The organism is Nocardia neocaledoniensis (genome assembly GCF_029868625.1).
Classification (GTDB): domain Bacteria; phylum Actinomycetota; class Actinomycetes; order Mycobacteriales; family Mycobacteriaceae; genus Nocardia; species Nocardia neocaledoniensis_A.
Genome location: NZ_JARWOJ010000218.1, coordinates 1 through 25,657, shown reverse-complemented (window position 1 = coordinate 25,657; position 25,657 = coordinate 1). Strand labels below are relative to the sequence as shown.

Genomic DNA, 25,657 nt, shown 5'->3' with positions numbered 1-25,657 from the left:
GCGGACTGCTGATGGGCGTGATGCTCACCCGCTACCCGGAACTGTTCGGCGCGATCGTCTGCCAGGTGCCGCTGCTGGACATGCGGCGCGCCGCGATCGCGGCCGCCGCCGCCGCCGACCCGCGCGATGTGCCGGTCGGCGCCGTCGTCTTCGATGCCGAGGGCCGCGAACTCGCGCGCGCCACGAATGCCAGGGAGGCGCTCGGCGATCCGACCGCGCACGCCGAGGTGCTCGCCCTGCGGGCCGCGGCGGCCGTACACGGCGATGGGTGGCGGCTCGAGGGCGCGACCCTGGCGGTGACGCTCGAGCCGTGCACCATGTGCGCGGGAGCGTTGGTCCTGGCGAGGGTCGGCAAGGTGGTCTTCGGTGCGTGGGAGCCCAAGACCGGCGCTGTCGGTTCGCTGTGGGACGTGGTCCGCGATCGCAGGCTCAACCATCGTCCCGAGGTGCGCGGTGGAATCCTCGAAGCGGAGTGTGTCGCGCTTCTGGACGATTTCTTCCGAAACCAGCGTTGACCAGCCGATTTAACGATCAGGCACCCGCTCCGGTATCGTAGTCGGCGGTGGCGTGTCCGAGCGGCCTAAGGAGCACGCCTCGAAAGCGTGTGACGGGTAACCCCCGTCCGAGGGTTCAAATCCCTCCGCCACCGCCACGGAGCCCCTCACCTGATATGCCAGGTGAGGGGCTCTTTTTCGTCGGCTGTTCACTCGGTACGGCCCCTCCCACCGGGACGGGACGTAATAGACTGGTAGTACCGAAATCCGGGAAGGAACGATGTCATATGCGCGGGCGACAGCCGCCACCCGCGAAGTCCGGGATCGGGCTCGGGGGGAAGCTCATGGTTCTCGTCGTCCTCGGCTGGGTGGCCGTGGGGCTGCTCGCCGCGGGCCAGCGACACTACTTCGCGTCACTGCCCAAGGAATGCTCGGCGTGGGCGACGATCGCGGTCACCGCCGCCGCGGGTCCGGCCAACTACATCGGCCTGAACCCGCGGGTCAGCGAGTGCGAGGTACCCCAGCCGAGTCAGTGACATGGCGGCTGGCGCCGCGGGGTTTCCGGCCCCTTGTGCCTCGGAGCCGAGGGGCGATACTGCGCCTTCGGCGGTACGTCTCGCCCCTCGGCTCCGAGGCGGCCGGAAACCCGTAGTGGTCACGTACGCGCGGGTTCCGGGGTTTTGCGCTGATCCTGGAGCTCGCGCAGCCGGGCGCCCTCGACGTCGATGTCGGGGACGATCTTGTCGAGCCAGGCCGGCATCCACCATGCCCACTTGCCGAGGAGCACCAGCAGGGCCGGGATGAGCACCATGCGGACGACGAAGGCGTCCAGCGCGACGCCCGCCGCCAGCGCGAAGCCCATGGACTTGGCCGTCACGTCGGTCTCGAGCAGGAACGAGCCGAACACCGAGATCATGATGATCGCCGCGGAGGTCACCACGCGCGCCCCGTGGTGATAGCCCTTGACCACCGCGTCGGTCGGCGAGGCGCCGTGCACGTACTCCTCGCGCATGCGGGTCACCAGGAACACCTGGTAGTCCATGGCCAGTCCGAACACCAAGCCGATCAACATGATCGGCAGGAAGCTGACCAGTGGGTGCGGGTCCTGGATGAGCCCGAGCTTGCCCTCCTGGAAGATCAGCACGGTCGCGCCGAAGGTGGCCGCCATGGACAGCAGGAAGCCGAGCGCGGCCGTGAGCGGGACCAGGATCGAACGGAACACCAGGATCAGCAGCACGAACGCCGCGCCCGCCACGATCGCCATGTACGGCACGATCTTGCTGAGCAGCACGTGGTCGATATCGGCGTAGATGGCGGTGGTTCCGGTGATGCCGTAGGCCATCTTGTACTGGTCGTTCAGGGCCGGTTCGGCGTCGCGGGCCGATTGCACCAGGTCCTTGGTCGACTGGGCGTTCGGGCCGGCGTCGGGAATGCCGTTGATCAGCGCACCGGCGCCGTCCTGGCTCATCTGCGCCTCGGTGACCAGCTCCATGTCCGGGTAGGAGGCGAGCTTCTCGCGCAATGCGGCGAGCGCGGCCTCGCGCTGGTCGGCGGGCGTCTCGCTGAGGTCGACGGCGATCTGCAGCACGCCGTTGCTGCCCTCGCCGAAGCCCTCCGTGCGCAGGTCGTAGGCCTTGCGCACGGTGGTCGACTCGGGCAGTGAATCCTCGCCGGGCAGACCGAGACTCAGGTTCAGCGCGGGCGCGGCCAGCAGGCCGAGCACCACGATGGCCAGGATCATCGTCACCGCGGGCGCCTTCGCGATCACCCGTGCGACGCGCATGCCGTTGGTGACGACGGTGTCGTCCTCGGGATCGTGCTTGGCGATGCCGGGCAGTTTCGGTTTGAACAGGGCCTTGCCGAACGCGCCGAGCAGGGCGGGCATCAGGGTGATCGCGGTGAGCACGGCGAAGGCCGCCGCGATCGCGCCGCCGAGACCCATGAAGGTCAGGAACCGCACGCCGACGATGCTCAGCCCGACCAGCGCGATGATCACGGTGAGACCGGCGAACACGACCGCCGAACCCGCGGTGCCGAGCGCAGTGCCCGCCGCCTCCTCCGGCGCATCCTGCACCGCCAGTTCGTGTTTGTACCTGGACACGATGAACAGCGCGTAGTCGATCGAGAGCGCGATGCCGATCATCGAGGCCAGGAAGGTGGTGAAGCTGGGGATCGACAGCACCGAGGTGGACAGGAAGATCAGCGAGGTCGCGGCGCCGAGGCCGACGATCGCGGTGATGATCGGCACGAACGCGGCGACGATCGCGCCGAAAGCCACGACCATGACCACCAGGGCCACCGCCATGCCGATCATCTCGGACTTGCCGCTTGGCATCTCCTGTTCCATCGCGATGGTGCCGCTGATCTCCACGGTGAGCCCGGCCTGGCGGGCGGCGTCGCCCACGGCGTAGGCGGCGTCGCGGTCCTCGGCGGTGATGTCGGCGAATTCCTTGATGGTGAACGGGACGCTGAAGTAGGCCACCGTGTCCGGCTCGGTCTTGTTCAGCACGTTCACCGGGGCGCCGCTGCACGTCGACGGATCACGCTCCGCGCCTAGGCAACCCATCTCCTCGGCCTGGGCGAGCGGGTTCGGGATCGGCTTGCTGTGGTCGACGATGCCGAGCTGCTCCAGCCGGCCGATGAGCGCGTCGATCGCCTCCCGGTTGGCCGGGTCGGTGAGCTTCTGCCCGGCGGGCGCGCCGACGACGTAGGTGCCGGTCACGGCGTCGAAGGCGAAGGCCTCCGACATGCCGGGGAAGTGCTTGTCGAGGATCTCGGTGGCCCGCTCCGACGGCAGGTTGGGCATGCTGAAGTCGTCGGTCATCGGTTTCTGGAGCTGGGCGCCGAGGCCGCCGAGCACGAAGAAGCACAGTAACCAGACGGGGAGCACGATCCACTTGCGGCGGAAGGCCAGCTTGCCCCACCGGTACAGATAGACGGACACGGTTTTCTCCTCGGTGATCGATGCGAAGCGCGGATCGGGAGGTACAGCCGGGTCTAACTGGTTCCGAGTCTGCCAGCCACTCTCGAAAAAAACGACGACCCCGCAATCCACCAGGGATTGCGGGGTCGTGCGCTGTGGATGATCAGCCGACCGGGACCGGCTGCTTCACCGTCTCGCCACTCTGGGCGCGCAGCTGCTCGAGCTTGGAGCCCTCGACGTCGATATCGGGGATCACACGATCGAGCCATTTCGGCATCCACCAGGACCACTTGCCCATGATGACCAGCAGCGCGGGCACCACGATCATGCGGACGATGAAGGCGTCGATCGCGACACCGGCGGCCAGCGCGAAGCCGAACGACTTCGCCGTGACATCGGTTTCCAGGATGAACGAGCCGAACACCGAGATCATGATGATCGCCGCCGAGGTCACGACGCGGGCGCCGTGGTGGTAGCCGGCGACCATCGCGTCCTTGGGCGACTTGCCGTGTACGAATTCCTCACGCATGCGGGTCACCAGGAACACCTGGTAGTCCATCGCGAGGCCGAACACCAAGCCGATCAACATGATCGGCAGGAAGCTGACCAGCGGTTGCGGATCTTCGATCAGGCCGAGCCAGCCCTCCTGGAAGATCAGCACGGTCGCGCCGAAGGTGGCCGCCATCGAGAGCAGGAACCCGAGCGCCGCGGTGAGCGGGACCAGGATCGAGCGGAACACCAGGATCAGCAGGATGAACGCGGCGCCGGCCACGATGGCCAGGTACGGCACGATCTTGCTGAGCAGCACGTGGTCGACGTCGGCGTAGATGGCGGTGGTGCCGGTGATGCCGTACTCCATGCCGTACTGGGCCTTCAGGTCCTGCTCGGCGCCGCGGGCCTCGGCGACCAGGTCCTTGGTGGCCTGGTTGTTCGGACCGGACTTCGGCACGCCGTTGAGCATGGCGCCCTGCTTGTTCTCGCTCCACTGCGGCTCGGTGACGTAGTCCATGCCCTCGTAGGAGGCGAGCCGCTCGCGCAGCGCGCCGACCGCGGCCTCACGCTGGCCCTCGGGCACCGCGCTCAGGTCGGTGACGACCATGAGCACACCGTTGCTGCCCTCACCGAAGCCCTCGGTGCGCAGCTCGTAGGCCTTGCGCACGGTGGAGGTCTTGGGCATCGAATCCTCGCCGGGCAGACCGAGGTTCAGCCCGGCCGCGGGGGCGGCGAGCGCACCGAGCACGACCACCGACAGGATCAGCGCGACCCACGGGGCCTTGCCGATGAGACGGCCGAAACGCTGGCCGAGGGTGACCGAGTTGTCGTCCTCGGGATCGTTCTGCGCGACCAGCGGCAGCTTCGGCTTGAACAGCGCCTTGCCGAACGCGCCCATCAGGGCGGGCATCAGGGTGATCGCGGTGAGCACCGCGAACGCGGCGGCGATCGCGCCACCGAGACCCATGAAGGTCAGGAACTGCACGCCGACGATGCTGAGCGCACCGAGCGCGATGATGACGGTCAGGCCGGCGAACACCACGGCCGAGCCTGCGGTGCCGAGCGCCGTACCCGCGGCCTCCTCGGCCGATTCCCGCACGGCCAGTTCGTGTTTGTACCTGGAGACGATGAACAGCGCGTAGTCGATCGAGAGCGCGATGCCGATCATCGAGGCCAGGAAGGTGGTGAAGCTGGGCACCTCGATCACCGAGGTACCGAGCATGATCAGCGAGGTCGCGGCGCCGAGGCCGACGATCGCGGTGACGATCGGCACGACCGCGGCGACGATGGCGCCGAAGGCCACCACCATCACGATCAGCGCGACGCCCATGCCGATCATCTCGGACTTACCGCTTGGCTGCTCCTGCTTGGCGGCGATCGAGCCGCTCATCTCCACGGTCAGCCCGGCGTTGCGGGCCTCGTCGGCGACGTCGTAGGCCTTCGCGCGCTCCTCGTCGGTCACCTCGGTGACGCCGGAGATGGTGAACGGCACGCTCAGGGTCGCGACGGTCTTCGGCTCGGTCGCGTTGAGCACGTTGAGCGGAGCACCCGAGCACACCGACGGATCCGGGGTGGTCAGGCAGCCCATCTTCTCGGTCAGGTCGACCGGGTTCATCAGCGGCTTCTCGTGATCGACGATGTCGAGGCCGTTGAGTTTGGTGATCAGGGCGTCGATCGCGGCGCGGTTGGCCGGGTCGGTGAGCTGCTGGCCCTCCGGGGCGGCGATGACATAGGTACCCGAGACGGCGTCGAACTTGAACTGCTCGGACATGCCGGGGAAGTGCTTGTCGAGGATCTGGTTCGCGCGCTCCGAGGGGAGCGACGGCATCGAGAAGTCGTTGGTCATCGGCTTGCTGAGGGAGGCTCCGATGCCGCCGAGCAGCAGGAACAGCAAGAGCCAGACCGGTAGCACGATCCATTTGCGGCGGAAAGCGAACTTTCCCCATCGGTAGAGGTATACGGACACGAGGGTGCTCCTAGCGCGAAGAACTCGGGTGGGATCAGGCTCGTAGACAGCACTCGCGGGTCACCCCTGACGACCCGCCTCCACATCGTCGTTTTCTGCCTACCGTGCGGTAGGTAGACTACCGAGGTAATAAGTGGAGAGGCAACCTCAGTTTTCGGGGCTGCGCGAGACGCTACCCGGAGTCATGGAAGGATTGCCACATGGCAGCGCGAGAGATCGCCGACACCGTTACCGCAGGTGGAGGCACTAAAAAGGCGATTCGTGACGCCGCGGTGCAGCTCTTCACCGCCAAAGGATTCGAGCAATCGAGCCTCCGTGAGGTCGCCGATATGGTGGGAATCACAAAGGCCTCGCTCTACTACCACTACCCGTCGAAACTGGATCTGCTACTCGCGATCATCGATCCGATCATCGATCACCTCCGCGGCGTCACCGAGGACATCGACGCGGTCCCGTACGACGACGAGGGCATTCGGGCCGTCCTGCGCGGCTACCTGCGCGGCATGATCCGGCACCGCGACGCGGGCGCGCTGTGCGTCCGCGACACCGCCGCGATCGTCAACGCCATCGCCGATCGCTATCCCGACCTGCTGGAACCGACCAGGGGCATGCGGTTGTGGCTGGCGGGCCCCGACCCGACTCCGGCGTCGTTGCTGCGCGCCGCGGCCGCCATCGAGGTGCTCGGGGTGGCGTTGCTGTCGAGCGAATTCGCTCCGGACGCGGCCGACGAGCTCGTCGAGAAGACCCTGCTCGACGCGGCGACCTGCGTGCTGACCGGCTGTTCGCATTCGGCCTGAGCGGCAGGCCGCCCCGGCCACCGACCGCTGCCGCCGGGGGCACCGCGTAAGTTCGAGGCCGTGCATATCTCCGCCAGGGTCGATTTCGCGGTGCGAACGCTGCTCGAGCTCGCCGCGGCCGACGGAGTCGTCAAGGCCGAGGCGATCGCCGCGGCCGCGCAGATCCCACCGAAGGTGCTCGAGTCCGTGCTCGCCGAGCTCCGCCGGTCCGATCTCGTCCTGAGTAGGCGAGGCCCCGACGGTGGTTACCGGCTCGGCCGGCCCGCGTCGGAGATCTCCGTGGCCGATGTGATCCGGGCCGTGGAATCGCCGCTGGCCTCGGTGCGCGGCCAGCGCCCCGAGGATGTGCGCTACCCCGGCGCCGCCGAACCGCTGCAGCGGGTGTGGATCGCGCTGCGCGTGAACATCCGGGCCGTGCTCGAGAACGTGTCGATCGCCGATATCGCGGCCGACCGATTGCCCGGCTTCGTCGGTGAGCTGATCGCCGACCCCGGGGCGTGGGCCCGGCGGGAGCCGAGAACACCGGCCGCGCCGTGAGTTGTCCACAGGTTTGAAACCATCCACAGGCGGGCAAAAGTCCGGGGCGTGGGGCATTCGCTCGGGGTAGCCTTCGACCCATCATGTTGATCACCCTGCTGCGGACCTATCTGGCCCCCTACCGCACCCAGCTCACCGGGGTCATCGTCCTCCAGCTGGTCTCGGTCATCGCGATGCTCTACCTACCCAGCCTCAATGCCGATCTGATCGACAACGGCGTCACCAAGGGCGACATCGGCTACATCTGGACCACCGGCCTGTGGATGCTCGCGGTCAGCTGTGTGCAGATCGTGGCCTCGGCGTCGTCGGTGTACTTCGGCGCGCAGGCGGCGATGGGCGCGGGCCGCGACATGCGCGGCGGGGTGCTGCACCGGGTCGAGACGTTCTCGGCGCGCGAGGTCGGCATGTTCGGCGCGCCGTCGCTGATCACCCGCTCGACCAACGACATCCAGCAGGTGCAGCTGCTGATCGTGATGTCGGTGACGATTCTGGTGATGGCGCCGATCATGTGCGTCGGCGGCATCATCATGGCGCTGCGCGAGGACCTCGGCCTGTCCTGGCTGCTGCTCATCGCCGTCCCCGCGCTGGCGCTGGCCATGGGCACGATCGTGGCCAGGATGGTGCCCGGCTTCCGGCAGATGCAGGAGCGCATCGACAACGTCAACCGGGTGCTGCGCGAGCAGATCACCGGCATTCGCGTGGTCCGCGCGTTCGTGCGGGAGCGGCAGGAGATCTGGCGCTTCGGGATGGCCAACACCTCGCTCACCGACGCCTCGGTGCGGGTCGGCAAGCTGATGGCGCTGATGTTCCCGACGGTCATGCTGATCAGCAACGTCACCGCCGTCGCGGTGATCTGGTTCGGCGGTCACCACGTCGACAACGGCACCATGCAGATCGGCTCGCTCACCGCGATGCTGTCCTACATCATGCAGATCCTGATGGCCGTGATGATGGCCTCGTTCCTGGCCATGATGGCGCCGCGCGCCGCGGTCTCGGCCGACCGGATCGGCGGGGTGCTCGAGACCGAGTCCTCGGTCCGCCCACCGCGGCTGACGCAGCCCTTCGCCGCCGACCCGGCCATGGTCGACCTGCAGTTCGCCGAATTCGCCTTCCCCGGCGCCGAGAAGCCGGTGCTGCGCGGCATCCGCTTCCAGGTCGCGCCGGGCACCACCACCGCGATCGTCGGCTCGACCGGTTCGGGCAAGACCACGCTGATCAACCTGATCCCGCGGCTGATCGATGTCACCGACGGCGCCGTCTACGTCGGCGGCACCGATGTGCGCCATCTCGATCTCGAAAGCCTGCGCGGCGGCATCGGTCTCGTCCCGCAGAAGGCGTACCTGTTCTCCGGGACCGTGGCGAGCAACCTGCGCTACGGCAAGCCCGACGCCACCGACGAGGAGCTGTGGCGCGCGCTCGAGGTCGCCCAGGCGGCCGACTTCGTGCGCGAGATGCCGCAGGGGCTCGAGACGCCGGTCGCGCAGGGCGGCACCACCGTTTCCGGTGGTCAGCGCCAGCGGCTGTGCATCGCCCGCGCGCTGGTGCGCAGGCCGCGCGTCTACCTGTTCGACGACTCCTTCTCCGCGCTCGACGTCGCCACCGACGCCAGGCTGCGCGCCGCGCTGAAGCCGGAGACGGCCGACGCGTCGGTGATCATCGTCGCCCAGCGCATCGCGACCATCCGCGACGCCGACCAGATCGTCGTCCTGGAGGACGGCGCGATGGCTGGCATCGGCACCCATGACCAGTTGATGCAACGGTGCTCCGAGTACCGCGAGATCGTCGAGTCCCAGCTCAGTGTGGAGGAGGCTCGATGAGGCCAGGTGCTCCCGGCCCCGGCGCCCCGGGTACGAAGGCCAAATCGTTCGGACCCTCGCTGAAGCGTCTGCTCGGCAGGCTCGTCCCGGAGCGGTTCACCGTCGGCATGATCATCGCGCTGGTGATCGTCTCGGTGGTGCTCAATACGCTCGGCCCGTACCTGCTCGGCAAGGCGACCAACCTGGTCTTCGACGGTTTCGTCGGCAAGCAGCTCGATCCCCGCTTCGACAAGGAGCAGACCATCGCGCTGCTGCGTGACCGGGGCGAGAACACCCGCGCCGACATGCTCTCGGCGATGGACGTAGTCCCCGGCACCGGTATCGATTTCGACGCCGTCGGCCGGGTGCTGATGCTCGTGCTCGCGCTCTACGTCGCGGCCTCGGTGTTCGGCTGGCTGCAGGGATACCTGCTCAACCTCGTCATCAACCGGACCGTCAAACGACTGCGCGACGAGGTCGAGGACAAGCTGCACCGCCTGCCGCTGCGCTACTTCGACACCTCCCCGCGCGGTGATGTGCTCAGCCGCGTCACCAACGATGTCGACAATGTCTCGCAGAGCCTGCAGCAGACGATGAGCCAACTGCTGGTCTCGCTGTTCACCGTGGTCGGCATCCTGATCATGATGTTCTGGATCTCACCGCTGCTGGCCCTGATCGCCCTGCTCACCGTGCCCGCCGCGATCGTGGTCACCGCCCAGATCGCCAAGCGGTCCAAGCCGCACTTCGTCGACCAATGGAAGTACACCGGTGCGGTGAACGCCTCGGTCGAGGAGGCGTACACCGGCCACGAGATCATCACCGCCTTCGGCCGTGGCCGCGAGGTCGGCAAGGAGTTCGACGAGCGCAATCAGAAGCTCTACGACGCGAGCTTCAAGGCGCAGTTCATCTCCGGCCTGATCATGCCGGCGATCATGTTCCTCGGGAACGTGAACTTCGTGTTCATCGCGCTGGTCGGCGGGCTGCGGGTGGCGACGGGCAATCTCTCGCTCGGCGAGGTGCAGGCCTTCATCCAGTACTCGCGCCAGTTCAGTCAGCCGCTCACCCAGATCGGCGCGATGGCGAATCTGCTGCAGTCCGGCGTCGCCTCGGCGGAGCGGATCTTCGAGATCCTCGATGCCGAGGAACAAAGTCCCGATCCGGTGGTGGAGAACGCGCGGCCGGTCGATCGCGGCCGGGTCGAGTTCGAGGCGGTGTCGTTCGGCTATGAGCCGGACGTTCCCATCATCGAGCGGTTGTCGCTGGTGGCCGAGCCGGGGCACGTGATCGCCATCGTCGGCCCGACCGGCGCGGGCAAGACCACCCTGGTCAACCTGCTGATGCGGTTCTACGAACTCGACGCGGGCACCATCACCATCGACGACGTCGACATCACCACCATCACCCGCGACCACCTGCGTTCGCGGATCGGCATGGTGCTGCAGGACACCTGGCTGTTCAAGGGCACGATCCGGGAGAACATCGCCTACGGCAATCCGAACGCCTCCGAACACGACATCCAGGCCGCGGCCCGGGCGGCCTATGTCGACCGGTTCGTGCATTCGCTGCCCAACGGCTACGACACGGTGATCGACGAGGAGGGCGGCGGTGTCAGCGCGGGCGAGAAGCAGCTGATCACCATTGCCCGCGCGTTCCTGGCCAAGCCGTCGATCCTGATCCTGGACGAGGCGACCAGCTCGGTCGACACCCGCACCGAACTGCTGGTCCAGCACGCCACCGCGGCCCTGCGCCGCGACCGGACCAGCTTCGTGATCGCCCATCGCCTCTCCACCATCCGCGACGCCGACCTGATCGTGGTGATGGAGAAGGGCCGCATCGTCGAACACGGCAACCACGAGCGGCTGCTCGGGGAGCGCGGGGCGTACTACCGCCTCTACAACGCCCAATTCGCCGCGGCGGAACTGTAGCCCCTGGATACCGCGGCCACCGGCCCTGGCACGATGGGCTGGTGGCCGATCCCAGCGAGTTCTCCTTCACCGTAGGCACCCGTCTCGACGGCGGGCGGCACGGACGTACCGGCGTCATCGGTACCCCGCATGGCGAGATCGCCACGCCCGCCTTCATCCCGGTCGGCACCAAGGCCTCGGTGAAGGCGGTGCTGCCCGAGACCATGAAGGACCTCGGCGCCCAGGCGCTGCTGGCCAACGCCTACCACCTGTACCTGCAGCCGGGTGCCGACATCGTGGACGAGGCGGGCGGCCTCGGCCGGTTCATGAACTGGGGCGGGCCCACCTTCACCGACAGCGGCGGCTTCCAGGTGATGTCGCTGGGCGTCGGGTTCAAGAAGGTGCTGGCCATGGAGGCGGTCGACATCCGCTCCGACGAGGTGATCGCCGAGGGCAAGGAACGCCTGGCCACCGTCGACGACGACGGCGTCACCTTCCGCTCCCACCTGGACGGTTCGAAGCATCGCTTCACCCCCGAGGTGTCGATGGGCATCCAGCATCAGCTCGGCGCCGACATCATGTTCGCCTTCGACGAGCTGACTACCCTGCTGAACACCCGTGGTTACCAGGAGAAGTCGCTGCAGCGCACGCACGAGTGGGCGCAGCGCTGCATCGACGAGCACGAGAAGCTCACCGGCGAACGCGGCCACCGCCCCTACCAGGCGCTGTTCGCGGTGATCCAGGGCGCGCAGTACGAAGACCTGCGCCGCAAGGCCTGTCGCGAACTGGAGACGATCCGTGGTTCCGGCGGAACGGAATTCGACGGCTACGGCATCGGCGGCGCGCTGGAGAAGCACAATCTCGGCACCATCGTTGGCTGGTGCTGCGACGAGCTGCCCGAACACAAGCCGCGGCACATGCTCGGCATCAGCGAACCCGAGGACATGTTCGTCGCGATCGAGAACGGCGCCGACACCTTCGACTGCGTGAATCCCTCCCGGGTGGCGCGCAACGCGGCGATCTACGTCGACCAGGGCCGGTTCAACATCAACACCAGCCGCTTCCGCCGCGACTTCACGCCGATCGACGAGAACTGCGACTGCTACACCTGCGCGCACTACACCCGCGCCTACCTGCACCATCTGTTCAAGGCCAAGGAGATGCTCTCGGCCACGCTCTGCACCATCCACAACGAGCGGTTCACCGTGCGGCTGGTCGACCGGATCAGGGCGAGCATCGAGGGCGGCTACTTCGACGAGTTCAAGGCCGAGTTCCTCGGGCAGTGGCAGGGCCGGATCAAGGCGCCCGGCGCCTAGAGACGCGAAGCGGCGGACCGGCATCCGGCCCGCCGCCTCGCGCGCTCAGTCGTGCAGCGCGTCGGCCTGCGCCGGCGCGTAGGTCGGTTCGGTCTTCTTGAGGAACGCGATCACGCGGTAGGTGAGCGGCATGACGATGATCTCGACCAGTGTCTTCCACAGGAAGCCGACGATCACGTAGTTGACGAACGACTGCCAGCTGTCGATGCCGATGGCGGTTGCCGCGATCGAGCAGAAGATCAGGGTGTCGGCGAACTCGCCGACGACGGTGGAGCCGAGCAGCCTGGCCCACAGGTGCTTCTCCTTGGTGCGCTCCTTGATCAGCACCAGGGTGGCCGAGTTGAGCAGCTGACCGACGAAATACCCGGCGAGCCCGGCGAGTACCAGCTGGGGCGTGGTGCCGAGCACCGTGCGGAACGCCTCCTGGTTCTCGTAGAAACCGGCGGCGGGCAGGCGGATGGCGATCGCGAACGCGCCGACGGTCAGCAGCAGCGCGGCGAAGCCGGTGTAGATGGCGTGGCGGGTGGCGCGGAAGCCGTACACCTCGCTGAGCACGTCACCGAGGATGTAGGCGAGCGGGAAGAGGAAGAAGGCGCCGTCGGTGGCGATCGGCAGGATCTGCAGCGGGCCGAGCATCACCGAGGAGTCGGCGAAGAACTCGACGCCCTTGGTGGCGCAGATGTTCGAGATGATCAGTGTCGCGGTGAAAACGGCGACGATAACCGGATAGAACCCCCGCGCGACCTGGGCGAATGCCGCGTGTTCGGGCGCGGGGTGTCCAGATCCGGCGGGTTTGTCGAGCGAGTTTGCATCAGTCACGGCCTCTATCCAACCAAGGTCGGGGTGCCTCACGGGCGGCGGTTGTGGAATAGGCTGTACGAATGACGAATCCCGGCGATTCCGACGAATGGTGGAAGCAGTACGGCGGCTCCGGCGTGTCGCCGGAGTCCGGCGCGCCGGGTTCGGTGCCGCAGTACCCCCAGCAACAGCCGTCGCAGCCCTCCGCGCCCCAGTACCCGCAGCAGCCTGCCCCGCCGCCGTCGCAGCCGCAGTACCCGAACTACCAGCAGCCGTCGGCGCCGCAGTATCCGCAGCAGCCGCCGATGTATGGTGCGACCCCGGCGCCGGGCTATCAGCCCTACGGCGCGTACCCCCAGCCGCAGGGCACCAACGGACTGGCGATCGGCGCGCTGGTGTCCTCGCTGGTCGGGCTGTGCACCTGCGTCGGTTCGATCGTTGGCATCGTCCTCGGCGTGATGGCGCTCAACCAGATCAAGGAGCGCGGCGGTGAAGGCCGCGGCATGGCGCTTGCCGGTATCTGGATCGGGGCGATCACCCTGGTCCTCGGCCTGCTCTATGTGGTGTTCGTCATCGTGCTCGGCGTAGCGGGCGGATTGGATTCGTCCACGTCGACGTACTGACCACGAAACGAGATCAGGGGCGCTTCCGGATCCGGAAGCGCCCCTGACGTTTTCGTCAGCAGACGATCAGCCCTTGACGACCTGCGTGCCGCCGGCGAACTTGTCGTGCCAGCCCTGCTTGTTCGGGTCCTGGGAGATGGTCACCATGATGTAGATGGCCAGGCCGAGGCTCACCAGGCTGCCGACGCACGGGATCAGGCCGACGATCTGGAACAGGTTGCGCTTGGCCGACTGCTCCGGGGTCAGGTTCGGGGCACCGCCGGGAGCGACGACGCGCAGCCCGAGCATCTTCTTGCCCAGCGACGTGCCCTGGGTGACTTCCATCGCGATGAAGTAGCCGTAGAGCGCCAGCGAGCCGACGAGGCCCTGGACGATCTGCGCGGTGGTACCGGTGAAGATCAGGTACACCACGATCGCCACCGGGATACCGACGATCAGGTTGTCGATGATGCGCGCGCCGATCCGGATGCCGAGATCAGCGGGCTGCACGCCGCCGTAGCCCTGCTGGCCGTACGGATCCTGCGGGTAGGAGGGCTGGCCGTACTGGTCCTGCCCGTACACCGGCTGCTGCTGCTGGCCGTAGGGATCCTGGTTGTAGCCGGGCTGGGGCTGGCCGTACGGCTGCTGCTGCCCGTACCCCGGCTGCTGGCCGTAACCCGGCTGCTGCCCGTAGCCGGGCTGCTGGCCGTAGGGGTCCTGGCCGTAGCCGCCGGGCTGACCGCCCTGCGGGTACTGATTGGGGTCGTAACCACCGCTGGTCATAATTCGTCCTCGTCGTGATCAGTAGATCGGTCGCTGCGTACGTTACGGACATCCCTCTGGTCGGAACAACCCGATGGGCTCGAGTATCCACGGTTTTGCCGGGATGCGCTGGGCCTCGAACACTTCGCGGAGCTCGGCTGTTGTGCGCGCGGTGTAGCCGAGCGAATTCGCGATGGCCGCAACCACATCCCCGGGCGTGTTGCCCAGCGCGCGCTGGTCGGCGAGGCTCACCGCGCCGTCGCGCTTGGCCAGGCGCTTGCCCTCCCGGTTGAGCACGAGCGGCACGTGCGCGTACACGGGCGCCGGATGGCCGAGCAGTTCGGCGAGATAGGCCTGCCGGGGTGTCGAGGCGAGCAGGTCGTCGCCGCGGACCACCTGATCGATACCCTGTGCCGCGTCGTCGACCACGACGGTCAGGTTGTAGGCGGGGACGCCGTCGCCGCGGCGCAGCACCAGATCGTCCACGGCTCCGCGATATTCGCCGTGCAGGAGATCGGTGATCGTGTACTCGTCGACCTCGGCGCGCAGCCGGAGCGCGGCGGGGCGTCCCTGCGCGCGCTTTTCGGCGCGCTGCGCCTCGGTCAGGTCGCGGCAGGTCCCCGGGTAGGCGCCCATCGGGCCGTGCGGCGCCGTGGCGGCCTGCTGGATTTCGCGCCTGGTGCAGAAACATTCGTAGGTGCGTCCCGCCGCGGTGAGCCGGGCGACGGCGGCGTCGTAGCTCGGTAGCCGGGTGGACTGGTAGACCACGGGGCCGTCCCAGTCGATGCCGATGGCGGCGAGATCGTCGAGCTGGCGTTCGGCGGCGCCGGGGCGGACCCGGTCGAGGTCGTCGACGCGGAGCACGAACGCGCGCCCGGTGGTGCGGGCGAAGAGCCAGGCCAGGATCGCGGTGCGCAGATTGCCGATGTGCAGATCACCCGACGGGCTCGGGGCGTACCGGCCCGCGCCGGTGGATGGGCTGGTTGGCACCGGACCATCCTAGGTGGTGGGCTCCCGGCGCAGCCGTGGCCGCAGCTGGTCGTCGGGGATGGGGGACCCCGTGCCCAGCGCGGCGAGCAGGGCCTCGGCGTGGGCGATCAGGCCCGCGCGGTCGACATCGTGCTGCTGCGCGTTCGCCGGATAGGCGCCGAGTCGCTCGCCCGCGCGGCGCAGGAGCGTACCCGCGCCCTTGGCATTGCCACGCTGGATGTGGGTGATGCCGACGGCGTACTGGGCCAGGCCCTGCCAGAGCATCCGCTCGGCTACCGGCCCGTTCTTCCATGCCGCTTCCAATACCTCATGGGCATTGAATGCCAATCCGTCGTCCAGCAGTTGCTGAGCGAAGGTGAGAGTTTGCTGGGGGCCGAGCTCGAGATCGTCCGGAATTCGGGCGACTCCGGCACTGCCGGGCGGTAGCGGCCGACCGAGTCGGTCTCGTGGGCGGTCATTGCGGGCACGACCTGCGGCGTCGCGGTCACGGGAGATCATTCCTCCATGATCCACACCCCGCGCCCGTGGTGCGCACGGGGCGCTTGGGACGGGTGAGAGTTTGACGTATCACGGACTAATCACATGGAAGTAATTGTTGATGTGTCAGCCGGATATGGAATGGGTATAGAGCCCCGGCAATGTCTCCGCAAACGTGAAGCTTCGCAAGCTTGGCAAACCTGTATGAGAAAGCAAATTCTCATCCGCAAACTTGCGGAAGACCTGCTAGTGTTTCTTCCGCGGGGGCAGCCCCCGGAGGCGGAAAGCCTCGATGCGCTGGTTCGTGCCGGTCGGTTGCGCGCACCGTGTGACAGTGCTGTGTCTGTCACGAAGTAACTCGTCGATCGCGCCGGATTTCGGAATGTGGCAACGATTCCTGGAGTAATCCCGTTCTCGATCATGCAAAGGAGTAAGTGCCGTGGAGGTTGATGTGACGGACGCTGTGTGGCGGAAGAGCAGCTACAGCGGACCCGACGGGAACTGCGTCGAAGTCGCCTTTCTCGCCGGTGGCGATGTCGCGGTCCGCGACACCAAGGACCGCGGCCGCGGACCCATCCTCGCCTTCGGTTCGGGCGAGTGGCGGGCCTTCTTAGCGGATGTGGCCGCGGGAGAGTTCGCGCGCGGCTGAACCGCACGATGCGCCTCATGAAGGCAGCACGGGCCCCGGGTCGGTAGGACTCGGGGCCTTCTCTGTGGTGGCCTATCGTGGCCGGATGACCTCGATGGCGCCGCGCGACGCGACCATGTTCTGGCTGTCCCGCCGCACCGCCAACGACATGTTCCTGCTTTACTGCTTCACCGAAACCGGTTCGTCCACAGCCGAACTCCGCGCCTTCGTCACCGCGCGGGCGGCGACCATTCCGGATCTGCGGATCCGGCTGCGCGAGATTCCCGGCAATCTGGACTATCCGCGGTGGGAACGCGCCGAATTCACGCCCCAGCAATTCGTCGCCCATGGTCCCGGCGACGCGGCCTGGCCCACCGTGCTCGACCGGGTGGGCGAACTTCTGGGCACCGGCGTCGATGCCACCGAAAGCCCTTGGCGTATCCATGTTTTCCGTGGTGTCCGCGATGTGCCGACCACGGCCGGGCCCGCTCTCGTTGTGGTGCTCCAGCTCTCACACGCCCTCGCCGACGGCACCCGGGCGGCCGCCATCGCGCGGTCGTTGTTCGCGGCCGATGCCGAAGTTGTCCACAGGGGTCCCGGCATGCCTGTGGACAACTCGGCAGATCGCCCGGTCGGACCTGTGAAAACTCCCGCGCGGCCTGTGGATTCCTGGGGACAGATCTGTGGATGGACCACCGGAACCGTCCTTCCGGGAGCGCTTGGGCTCCTGCGTTTTCCACAGCGGGTCCTCGCGACCGCCTGGCACGGCCGGGCCGCCCTCCGGGCACAGCAGGAGATGGCGCGGCGTACTGCCGCCGGTGAGGTCCCCGCCGCCACGCCGGGATTCGCGGCGGGGCCGCTGAATCCGGCGACACCGGTCGGCGCCCTCGACCACCGCGTGCGGATGCTCGTGCTCGACCGCTCCGCGCTGCGCGTGCCGGGCCGAACCCTCACTGTCGTCGCGCTGACGGTCATCTCCCACGCCCTCGCGACCTATCTGGACGAGCGAGGCGAGGCCCCATCGCGGCTCGGCTCCGCGGTGCTGATGGCCGTCCCCACCGACGGCGCGCGCAACAACTTCCACAGCCTGTCGATCGATCTCCACATCGAGGAGCCCGATCTCGCCGCCAGGGCCGGCCTGATCGCCGACGACCTCGCCTCGCGCCGCACCCGCGTCCTGAATCCCTTACGCGCGGCCCAGGATCGGGTCGGCGCCAGCGTGCCGCCGCTGTTCGCCGCCCGTGATGTCGCGCGGGCCGACCTGGACTCGGTGCCGGCGGCCATCAACGGCAACACCGTGGTCTCCAGCGTCTACCGCGGCCCGGCCGACCTGGCCTTCGCCGGCGCGCCCGTGCTGTTCACCGGCGGCTTTCCCGCCCTCGGCACGGTCATGCACCTCACCCACGGCCTGCACGGCATCGGCGAGACCATCACGCTGTCAGTGCATTTCGACGTGGCGGTGCTGACCGATCCCGAGCGCTACCTGGCCCTGCTCGCCGCCGCGCTGGACGACGTCGTCGGGGCGCACTAGTCGCCTGCTCGGCCGAGCTCGAGGCCGATGGCACGCAGCGCCGAGTGCAGTGCCGTCGCCGGATCTGTTCCGGCGGCTTCGCCTTCGACGACGCCGTCGATGCGGAACGGGCAGAAGTAGCCGGTGTCGCCGCGATGTGGGTGGCCGATCTCGATGAGTGGCCTGGCGGCGCCGAGCCCGCTCGCGATCGCCTGCACCAGTGCGGAGTCGGCGGCGCGCGGATCGCGACGCCGGGTGGCGGGCAGCACGGGCACGGTCTGCGCGTGGATCCGCTCGTACCAGGCGATCACCTCGGAAGGCACTGTGCGCGTGCCGGTTTCGTAGTGTCCGAGCGCGGCCCTGCTGTACGGGACGCGGGTGGCGAGCGCGGTCAGTGATAGTCCGGCCTCTTCGCGCAGTCGCCGCAATCGCGCACCGACGACGGTCGTCGCGCCGTTCCCCTGCTCGCCCCGACTGGACATGGACCCATCGTAGAGAACTGTAGACGTTTGTAGACGCTTTTTGCTGTCCAAAAGGTCTTGACGGCGACCATACTTTTCTCCGGCGGCTTCGACACCACCATACGCGCCACCCGTGCAGGCATCGACTGGTTCGGAGGGGAACAGATGGACATCTACCTGTGGATTGGTGTGGGACTGTTCGTATTCGGCGCGTTGATCCGCTTCCTGCTGTTGCTACCGCCCACCGAGGACACGGGCCCCACGGTGGGCGAGATCTACCGGCGGCTTCAGGCCGAACGCGGGCTGCGCGGCCAGGACTCGACCGCGCCGTCGGTGCGGACCAGCTCGGAGAGCAGATCCTCGGCGTCGGAGCGCTCCCGCGCCAGCGCGCTCCAGCCGCGCACCACACCGTCCTCGCCGGATTTCGTCGTCCACGAGCCGACCGCATGAGCGCCCTGGGGGTGCAGCGAGTAGTAGATGCTGCCGATCGGCCAGGAGACGTCCATGCCGCGGACCCAACCGGTGAGCGCGTCACCGTCCCACACGCGCATCTCGCCCCGCATCTTCGCGGCCGGGTCATCGTGCGCGGCAGTGGGTTCGGCGTCGGCGTCGATGAGCAGGTGGTCGCCCTCGTGCCGGATCGTCACCGGCGTCACCTCGACCTGCTCACCGTGCTGCGCCGCCTTCTGCCAGGCTGCCCACCACCGGCCCGCGAGGTCGATGCGGTTGTCGACGATGCCTGCCAGTTCGGCGAGCGAGATCTGCAGCGCCTCGGCCAACCGGATCGCCACCGGCAGCGTCGGCGACTGTTCCTCCGACTCGTACCTGGTGATCTGGCGCGAACTGACCCCGATCGCGGTGGCCAGCGCGGGCTGCGACAGCCCGAGCAACCGCCGCCGCTCCTGGATGACCTTCCCCGTCCCGGTGTTCATACAGCTATCGCCTCCATCGCCGGCCCCTACCGTCACACCCTGTTCGACACGTCAACCCCGGACCCGCCGTCGTCGCGCGCCGCGATCCTGGCTCGCGAAGAGCGCTGGCGCCGCGCACATGCCGACTGCGTCGCCGATTCTCCCATCTCTTCGCTCCAGCAGGCCCGTTTCGTACTGACTGAGCACGACGGGTGCGGTCCGCGCTGCCTGCAACACCTCGCCGCGACGGCCTACAGCACCGGTTTGATCGAAGACATCTGACTCCCGGACGCGCCGAAACAAGACGACACGTTGACGAACTTGTTGCAGAAGGATGATCCGCACCGCACGCCGTTACGGTCGACATATGAGTACGGACGCGATGGTGGACGGCGAGGAGCGCCCCAGCCTGTGGCACCGGTTGCGATTGCGCCGACCCTTCTTCATCCTGCCCGCCCAGCGCGCCACGGCCGACAACATCACCGCCGCGCCCGCCCCGCTGCGCCCGATCGACCTCAGCGACGACGCCGAGGTCTCGCAGGTACTCGACCTCGCCGTGCGGGTCGGCGAGGTGGTGCTGGCCGCAGGCACCGGTGTCACCGACACCGAGGCGCAGGTGCGTTTCATCGCCTCCACCTACGGCCTGGACAAGTGCGATATCGATGTGACCTTCGACGCCATCCGCATCACGGCCGACCGCGGCACGCTGCTGCCACCGGCCAGCGACATGCGGATCGTGAAGTACCGCTCCCTCGACTTCACCCGGCTGGCCGCCGTCGACCGGCTCACCCGCCTGATCCGCGCGTTCGTCGTCCCGGTCGATCAGGCGCACGCGGCGCTCGACGAGATCGTCTCCACCCGCCACCCGTACCCGCGGTGGGTGTCGACGGCGGGCTGGTCACTGCTGGCGGCGGCGATCGCGGTGCTGCTCGGCGGCGGTGCGGTCCTGGCCGTCATCAGCTTCGCCACGACGGCGCTGATCGACGTGGTCAACCGGGCCCTGCATCAGCTCGGCCTGCCGATCTTCTTCCAGCACATGGTCGGCGGGGTGATCGCCGCCGCGCCCGCGATCGCGCTGTCGGCGTTCGACGAACACTGGCAAGCCGACGCGGCCCTGATCGTGGCGGCCGGGATCACCGTGTTGCTCAGTGGGCAGCAGCTGGTCGGTTCGGTCCAGGACGCCATCACCGGTGCGCCGATCACCGCCGCGGCCCGCATGCTCGAAGTGGTGATGATGACCGGCGGCATCGTCGCGGGTATCGGCTTGGCCCTGCGGGTTTCGACGATGCTCGGGATCAAGGTGCCCGAGATCGCGGCGAGCGCCGGGCGCGACACCGAGTATCTGGCGATCAAGGTGGCGGCCGGTGCCGTGGCCGCGATCGCCTTCGCGATGGCGTGCTACGCCGAGCGCAGGGCGCTGTTCGCCGCCGGGCTCAGCGGCGCGGCGGGCACCGTGGCCTTCCTCGTCGCCCAGGACATCGGGTTCGGACCGGTCGTCGCCTCCGGCATGGCGGCGACGCTCGTCGGCCTGGCCGGTGGTCTGATGGCGCGCCGCGCGCTCACGCCACCGCTGGTCGTCGCGGTCGCGGGCATCACGCCGCTGCTGCCGGGTCTGAAGGTGTACCGCGGTCTGTATGCCTTGCTCGAGGACGAATCGCTGCTCGGCTTCGGGCAGATCCTCGGCGCTTTCGGTGTCGGCTGCGCGCTCGCCGCCGGCGTCGTCCTCGGCGAATGGTTCGACCGTCTGCTCGCCCGTCGCGGTACGCCCCGCGACTTCGACCCGACCTACACCAGCGACCGGTGACCTAGGTCTGGACGAGGGTGCGTGGCCCGTCGGCGGCCGTTTCGGCCGGCGCGGGGTCCTGGATGCGTGGTTTGCCCGCGGCCCAGCGCATCTGGCTGCGCGCGGCGGCGGCCTCGGTCGCCGCGGGGATCACCAGCAGCGCGAGGGCGGCGTCGTTGCTGCCGACCAGGTGCATGATCTGCGAGGCAGGGCCGGTCGCGCCGGATTCGAGGGCGTTCCAGTCGAATCCGAGCTTGGCGAGCTTGCCGATGCGCGGGGCGACGGCCTGCACCAGCTGGTGCAGTTCGGTCATGGGCTGATCGGTCCGGGGCCACCAGGCGCCGTCGATGGCGCCGGTGGTGGCGGTCCGGTCACGCAGCATCAGCCGGATCGGCCCGGCCGCGCCGCGGCCGATGGTCGTGTCAGGTGATGTATTCACTGTTTGCGGTTCTTCCTGAATTCTGGGGGCGCGGTCGACGAGACATCGACCGGCGCACGCCGTCCGTTTACGGACGGGCACTGGGTCTGGGTACCCACTCGACTGTGTCGGCACGCACACTCGAGCGGCGACATCAGGTGAGTGGAAGCGGTGGGGGTCTCCCGCACTGTCCTGGGTCACTCTACGGACGCCCACCGACAGATCCACCGATCCAACAAACAGGGCCCCGACCGGCGAACCGATCAGGGCCCTGCTGTGGCGGAGGATAGGGGATTTGAACCCCTGAGGGCGTTAACCCAACCCGCGTTCCAGGCGAGCGCCATAGGCCACTAGGCGAATCCTCCGTGGAGCAGCATAGCGGGTGGCAGGGGGCCGATGCCAAACCGGCCCCTGGACAGGCGTCCTACCAGCTACTTCTTCAGGGCGGCCAGTACCTTGCGGACCTGGTTCTCGCACACGGTCTGCATGGCAGCGCGCTCGAAGCTGCCCATCTTGGACACGTCCAGCTCCACCTTCACCGAGATATTGCTGTCGTGGGCGGCCACGATGTAGGAGTAGTCGTTGGGCAGCGAGCTGTAGGTCTGCTGCTGGATCGCGTAGTAGGCCTCGGATCCGATGCCGGTGACCGCGCCGTTCTCGTAGCCCTTGCCGGTGGTCTTGGTGTCGTAACCCTTCCAGCGGGCGTAGTCGGACTCGCCGGTGCCGCTGGACTTGAACTCGACCTCGAGCGACAGGCTCGCCTCGTTGCCGGAGCGGCCCGATTCCTTGTTCTTGGCGTCGCAGTCGTAGGAGCCGCCGCCGATGTACTCCGACGGGCCGCGCTCGGTGTGCGTGGTGGTCTCGCGGGTGGTCGACCACTGGTTGAGTACGGTCAGATCCACCAGGTCGCAGGCGTTGATGCCGTCCTTGAACGCGTAGTCGCCCGCCCATTCGGACGAATCCGGACCGAACGGGTTCGACTCGTCGTCGGTGCTGTTGACCAGGACGACCAGGCCGAGGATCAGCACCGCGACCACGGCGATCGAGCCGCCGACGATCCACCACACCACTTTGTTGCCCGAGGACGGCGGCCGCGGCGGCGCGCCCCACTGCTGCTGGGGCGGCATCGCCGCGTAGGGCTGTGGCTGTGGTTGCGGCTGCGCGTAGTAGTTCGGCGGCGGCGTGCCACCGGCCTGGGCATAGGGGTTGACCTGCTGATACGGGTCACCCGTCGACGGATACGGCCCGGGTGGCGCGGTGTAGCCGCCGCCGATGTCGCCACGCAGGACGGTCGGATCGGCCTGGGCCGGGGCGGCGTCGGCACTCGGGCGTTCCCACCAGTGCACCGTGGGATCGGACGGCGGGACACCATCGCCGGGCGGTTGCGTATTCGGACCGGTCACGCGCGGAAACCCCTACTTCCGAGTCGTGGGGAATCCCCCTGGCGTCTTTGTTGCACCGATCGTAGCCAGCCCGCCGCGATCCCGGGCACCGACCGCCCCGCTGCCTACACTGGATCCCCGGCCGCCGGTCGCGGTCTCAGCCGAGCGAGAGTGGGTGGAGCACACCGTGGGCGCCGCGCGAACCCCCAGGGCGAGATGGATCGAGGAAGGCCTGCAGGTGCTGGCGGCCGACGGTGTCGACGCCGTGCGAGTGGAGGTGCTGGCCAAGCGGATCGGTGTCACCAAGGGCGGGTTCTACGGATATTTCGCCGATCGGGACGCGCTGCTGCTCGCCCTGCTCGAGACCTGGGAGAGCGAAGCCGTCGACCAGGTGCTCGAGCAGGTCGAACATCTCGGTCAGGACCCCAAGACCAAGGCCAGGCTGGCCGGGCTGCTCACCTTCTCCAGCAACCGGCTGCTGCCCATCGACCTCGCGATCCGGGCCTGGGCCCGCCGCGACGACACCGTCGCCGAGCGGCTGCGGCGCGTCGACAATCGCCGAATGGCCTTGCTGCGCGAGACGATCGGCGAATTCTGCGATGATCCCGACGAGGTCGAGGCGCGCAGCCTGCTCGCGTTCTGCGCGGTGATCGGCGGACACTTCCTCGCCGCCGACCACGAGGGCCGGACCCGCCTCGAGGTGCTCGCCCGGGCCGCCGACCTGCTGTTCGCGCCCCCCGATCGCTAGCCCGTCCGGTAACCGCTACACTGGCCGACGGATCCCGCGCGGCGCGCATCCTGTGAACTCCCCCAGGGCCGGAAGGCAGCAAGGGTCAACGGGCTCTGCCGGGTGCGCGGGGTCCCCTTAATTCTCTGGGGACCCCCGCCGGATCGATCCGCCTACGCACCTTCGCAGTGTGCGAGCCGCATCCGGCCCCGGATACCCCACCGATACCGAGCAACCGCCGGGTAACGTGGCGTGTACCCCCCACCTAGCTGCTTCGAAAGGCTGCCCAGGATGCCCCGGCAAACGCAGATCGGTTTGATGAGCCACGCGGAACTCGTGTCCGAGCACGAGTCCCAGACCGCGAATTACGCGACGCTCCAGACCGAGAAGCTCACGCTGGATCTCACCCGAGGTAAGCCATCGCCGGAACAACTCGACCTGTCCGCGGCGCTGCTGTCCTTACCCGGTGACGGTGACTTCCGCGACGGATCGGGCACCGACTGCCGCAACTACGGCGGCCTCAACGGCCTGCCCGAACTGCGCGCCATCTTCGGCGAGCTGCTCGGCATTCCGGTCGAGAACCTGATCGCGGGCAACAACGCCAGCCTCGAGCTCATGCACGACAACATCGTGTTCGCGATGCTCTACGGCACCCCCGACTCCGCGCGCCGCTGGGCGGCGGAGGGGACGATCAAGTGGCTGTGTCCGGCCCCCGGCTACGACCGGCACTTCGCGATCACCGAGGCACTCGGCATCGAGATGATCACCATCCCGATGAACAACGACGGCCCCGACACCAGGGCCATCGCCGCGCTGCTGGCGAACGATCCGCAGATCAAGGGTCTGTGGGCGGTGCCCAACTACGCCAACCCCACCGGTGCCGTGTTCTCCGAAGAGGTTGTCCGCGAACTGGTCTCGATGCCGGCCGCCGCGCCCGACTTCCGGCTGTTCTGGGACAACGCCTACGCCGTGCACCCGCTCACCGACACCGCGGCGCCGGTGCTCGACGTGCTCGGGATGGCCGCGGCGGCGGGCAACCCGAACCGGCCACTGGTCTTCGCCTCCACCTCCAAGATCACCTTCGCCGGCGCGGGCGTGAGCTTCTTCGGCGCGTCGAAGGCGAACCTGGACTGGTACCTGTCGCACGCGTCGAAGAAGTCGATCGGTCCCGACAAGCTCAACCAGCTACGGCACCTGCGTTTCTTCACCGACGCCGAGGGCGTGCGCGAGCACATGCAGAAGCACCGCAGGCTGCTCGAGCCGAAGTTCGCGCTGGTGCGCCGGGTCCTGGAGGACCGCCTCGGCGCCTCGAAGGTGGCGTCGTGGACCGAGCCCAAGGGCGGTTACTTCATCAGCCTCGACGTGCTCGAGGGCACGGCGGCCCGGGTCATCGCGCTGGCCAAGGACGCGGGCATCGCGCTGACGGCGGCGGGCTCGGCCTTCCCGTACAGCAAGGATCCCGAGGACAAGAACATCCGCATCGCCCCCTCCTTCCCGCAGCTGCCGGAACTGGAGAAGGCGATGGACGGGCTGGCCACCTGCGTTCTGCTCGCCGCCACCGAGAAGCTGCTCGAGCAGTAATTCTGGAGCGCTGGCGCGCTCGAGTCGGCGGCCCCTCGTGTGCCCCCCCGGGGGGGCCCCGGGGGGGGGGGGGGGGGGGCCGGCCCCCCCGGCCGCCGCCCCGGGGGGGGCGGCCCCCCCCCACCCCCCCTTTTCCCCCCAAAAACCCCCCCCCCCCCCCCCCCTTGGGGGGCCCGGCCCCCCCCCGGGGCCCGTCGGCGGCCGTCCCGCCGGTCAGGCGCCGTGGCGTAGGCGACGAAGGAGCAAGCCACGGTGCCTGACCGGCGGGACACGAGGGGCCGCCGACTCGAGCGCGCCAGCGCTCCAGAATTACTGCTCGAGCAGCTTCTCGGTGGCGGCGAGCAGAACGCAGGTGGCCAGCCCGTCCATCGCCTTCTCCAGTTCCGGCAGCTGCGGGAAGGT

23 protein-coding genes, 2 tRNA genes and 1 other RNA gene are annotated in these 25,657 nt (G+C 68.3%); 15 read left to right on the top strand and 11 right to left on the bottom strand.

Going from position 1 to position 25,657, the window contains the following annotated elements; translation table 11 throughout:
* Window positions 1–80: 80 nt before the first annotated feature.
* The 3 genes from QH270_RS16190 to QH270_RS16180 all read left to right on the top strand — a co-directional run bounded on the left by QH270_RS16190 (window position 81) and on the right by QH270_RS16180 (window position 1,030).
* Window positions 81–515, top strand: a complete 435-nt coding sequence (locus QH270_RS16190; RefSeq protein WP_280342847.1) for a nucleoside deaminase — start codon at window positions 81–83, stop codon at window positions 513–515.
* 46 nt (window positions 516–561) lie between these two features.
* Window positions 562–652, top strand: a tRNA-Ser gene (locus QH270_RS16185).
* A 129-nt stretch (window positions 653–781) separates the two neighbouring features.
* A complete protein-coding gene (locus QH270_RS16180) occupies window positions 782–1,030 on the top strand; it encodes a hypothetical protein (protein ID WP_308633185.1) in 249 nt (82 codons plus the stop codon).
* A gap of 119 nt (window positions 1,031–1,149) precedes the next feature.
* Here the strand turns inward: QH270_RS16180 and QH270_RS16175 are convergent, their stop codons facing one another.
* Window positions 1,150–3,438: an MMPL family transporter gene (locus QH270_RS16175; RefSeq protein ID WP_280342841.1), complete on the bottom strand. Its 2,289-nt coding sequence runs from the start codon at window positions 3,436–3,438 to the stop codon at window positions 1,150–1,152.
* A 142-nt stretch (window positions 3,439–3,580) separates the two neighbouring features.
* Window positions 3,581–5,875: an MMPL family transporter gene (locus QH270_RS16170; protein WP_280342838.1), complete on the bottom strand. Its 2,295-nt coding sequence runs from the start codon at window positions 5,873–5,875 to the stop codon at window positions 3,581–3,583.
* Window positions 5,876–6,075: 200 nt separating this feature from the next.
* Between QH270_RS16170 and QH270_RS16165 the strand changes: the two genes are divergently transcribed.
* The 5 genes from QH270_RS16165 (at window position 6,076) to tgt (ending at window position 12,225) form a co-directional block, all read left to right on the top strand.
* Window positions 6,076–6,672 carry a TetR/AcrR family transcriptional regulator gene (locus QH270_RS16165; RefSeq protein ID WP_280342835.1) on the top strand — a complete coding sequence of 199 codons (597 nt, stop codon included), beginning with the start codon at window positions 6,076–6,078 and terminating at the stop codon, window positions 6,670–6,672.
* Window positions 6,673–6,732: 60 nt separating this feature from the next.
* A complete protein-coding gene (locus QH270_RS16160) occupies window positions 6,733–7,209 on the top strand; it encodes an RrF2 family transcriptional regulator (protein WP_280342833.1) in 477 nt (158 codons plus the stop codon).
* An 83-nt stretch (window positions 7,210–7,292) separates the two neighbouring features.
* Complete coding sequence (locus QH270_RS16155; RefSeq protein ID WP_280342830.1) at window positions 7,293–9,026, top strand: ABC transporter ATP-binding protein; 1,734 nt, start codon at window positions 7,293–7,295, stop codon at window positions 9,024–9,026.
* The gene (locus QH270_RS16150) at window positions 9,023–10,930 is read left to right on the top strand and encodes an ABC transporter ATP-binding protein (protein WP_280342828.1); all 1,908 of its coding nucleotides are present in this window, start codon (window positions 9,023–9,025) and stop codon (window positions 10,928–10,930) included. Before QH270_RS16155 ends, QH270_RS16150 begins: the two co-directional genes overlap by 4 nt.
* A gap of 41 nt (window positions 10,931–10,971) precedes the next feature.
* Window positions 10,972–12,225 carry a tRNA guanosine(34) transglycosylase Tgt gene (gene tgt / locus QH270_RS16145; protein WP_280342825.1) on the top strand — a complete coding sequence of 418 codons (1,254 nt, stop codon included), beginning with the start codon at window positions 10,972–10,974 and terminating at the stop codon, window positions 12,223–12,225.
* Between the two features lie 45 nt (window positions 12,226–12,270).
* Here the strand turns inward: tgt and QH270_RS16140 are convergent, their stop codons facing one another.
* Window positions 12,271–13,044, bottom strand: coding sequence for a queuosine precursor transporter (locus QH270_RS16140; protein ID WP_280342822.1), 774 nt, complete (start codon window positions 13,042–13,044; stop codon window positions 12,271–12,273).
* Between the two features lie 62 nt (window positions 13,045–13,106).
* On the opposite strand from QH270_RS16140, the gene QH270_RS16135 reads away from it, so the two are divergent.
* Entirely contained in the window at window positions 13,107–13,646 is a 540-nt protein-coding gene (locus QH270_RS16135; protein WP_280342819.1) for a DUF4190 domain-containing protein, read from the top strand.
* A gap of 66 nt (window positions 13,647–13,712) precedes the next feature.
* Here the strand turns inward: QH270_RS16135 and QH270_RS16130 are convergent, their stop codons facing one another.
* The 3 genes from QH270_RS16130 to QH270_RS16120 are packed head-to-tail and all read right to left on the bottom strand — an operon-like array spanning window position 13,713 to window position 15,875.
* Window positions 13,713–14,408 (bottom strand): RDD family protein, encoded by a 696-nt coding sequence (locus QH270_RS16130; RefSeq protein ID WP_280342817.1) that lies wholly within the window; start codon window positions 14,406–14,408, stop codon window positions 13,713–13,715.
* A gap of 42 nt (window positions 14,409–14,450) precedes the next feature.
* Window positions 14,451–15,377: a tRNA glutamyl-Q(34) synthetase GluQRS gene (gene gluQRS, locus QH270_RS16125; RefSeq protein WP_280342815.1), complete on the bottom strand. Its 927-nt coding sequence runs from the start codon at window positions 15,375–15,377 to the stop codon at window positions 14,451–14,453.
* 9 nt (window positions 15,378–15,386) lie between these two features.
* Window positions 15,387–15,875, bottom strand: coding sequence for a DUF309 domain-containing protein (locus QH270_RS16120; protein ID WP_280342814.1), 489 nt, complete (start codon window positions 15,873–15,875; stop codon window positions 15,387–15,389).
* A 430-nt stretch (window positions 15,876–16,305) separates the two neighbouring features.
* Between QH270_RS16120 and QH270_RS16115 the strand changes: the two genes are divergently transcribed.
* Together QH270_RS16115 and QH270_RS16110 are read left to right on the top strand one after the other, a co-directional pair.
* A complete protein-coding gene (locus QH270_RS16115) occupies window positions 16,306–16,503 on the top strand; it encodes a DUF397 domain-containing protein (protein ID WP_232996102.1) in 198 nt (65 codons plus the stop codon).
* 85 nt (window positions 16,504–16,588) lie between these two features.
* Window positions 16,589–18,013: a wax ester/triacylglycerol synthase domain-containing protein gene (locus tag QH270_RS16110; RefSeq protein WP_280342812.1), complete on the top strand. Its 1,425-nt coding sequence runs from the start codon at window positions 16,589–16,591 to the stop codon at window positions 18,011–18,013.
* On the opposite strand, the gene QH270_RS16105 is transcribed toward QH270_RS16110, so the two are convergent.
* Complete coding sequence (locus QH270_RS16105; RefSeq protein ID WP_280342810.1) at window positions 18,010–18,474, bottom strand: helix-turn-helix domain-containing protein; 465 nt, start codon at window positions 18,472–18,474, stop codon at window positions 18,010–18,012. The genes QH270_RS16110 and QH270_RS16105 overlap by 4 nt on opposite strands.
* A gap of 266 nt (window positions 18,475–18,740) precedes the next feature.
* Window positions 18,741–19,385 carry a helix-turn-helix domain-containing protein gene (locus QH270_RS16100; RefSeq protein ID WP_110038149.1) on the bottom strand — a complete coding sequence of 215 codons (645 nt, stop codon included), beginning with the start codon at window positions 19,383–19,385 and terminating at the stop codon, window positions 18,741–18,743.
* A gap of 346 nt (window positions 19,386–19,731) precedes the next feature.
* Here QH270_RS16100 and QH270_RS16095 point away from each other — a divergent pair, with 346 nt between their 5' ends.
* Window positions 19,732–21,168: a threonine/serine ThrE exporter family protein gene (locus tag QH270_RS16095; RefSeq protein ID WP_280342807.1), complete on the top strand. Its 1,437-nt coding sequence runs from the start codon at window positions 19,732–19,734 to the stop codon at window positions 21,166–21,168.
* A 1-nt stretch (window position 21,169) separates the two neighbouring features.
* On the opposite strand, the gene QH270_RS16090 is transcribed toward QH270_RS16095, so the two are convergent.
* The 3 genes from QH270_RS16090 to QH270_RS16080 form a co-directional block, all read right to left on the bottom strand.
* Window positions 21,170–21,586 carry a DUF5994 family protein gene (locus tag QH270_RS16090; protein WP_280342802.1) on the bottom strand — a complete coding sequence of 139 codons (417 nt, stop codon included), beginning with the start codon at window positions 21,584–21,586 and terminating at the stop codon, window positions 21,170–21,172.
* A gap of 256 nt (window positions 21,587–21,842) precedes the next feature.
* A tRNA-Ser gene (locus tag QH270_RS16085) sits at window positions 21,843–21,930 on the bottom strand.
* Between the two features lie 66 nt (window positions 21,931–21,996).
* Window positions 21,997–22,968 (bottom strand): hypothetical protein, encoded by a 972-nt coding sequence (locus QH270_RS16080; protein ID WP_280342800.1) that lies wholly within the window; start codon window positions 22,966–22,968, stop codon window positions 21,997–21,999.
* A gap of 154 nt (window positions 22,969–23,122) precedes the next feature.
* Here QH270_RS16080 and QH270_RS16075 point away from each other — a divergent pair, with 154 nt between their 5' ends.
* From QH270_RS16075 to QH270_RS16065, 3 genes are all read left to right on the top strand, one after another.
* A complete protein-coding gene (locus tag QH270_RS16075) occupies window positions 23,123–23,695 on the top strand; it encodes a TetR/AcrR family transcriptional regulator (RefSeq protein ID WP_280342798.1) in 573 nt (190 codons plus the stop codon).
* 26 nt (window positions 23,696–23,721) lie between these two features.
* An RNA gene (ffs, locus tag QH270_RS16070) (signal recognition particle sRNA small type) lies at window positions 23,722–23,816 on the top strand.
* A gap of 149 nt (window positions 23,817–23,965) precedes the next feature.
* Window positions 23,966–25,255, top strand: coding sequence for an aminotransferase class I/II-fold pyridoxal phosphate-dependent enzyme (locus QH270_RS16065; RefSeq protein WP_280342795.1), 1,290 nt, complete (start codon window positions 23,966–23,968; stop codon window positions 25,253–25,255).
* Window positions 25,256–25,657 lie beyond the last annotated feature (402 nt).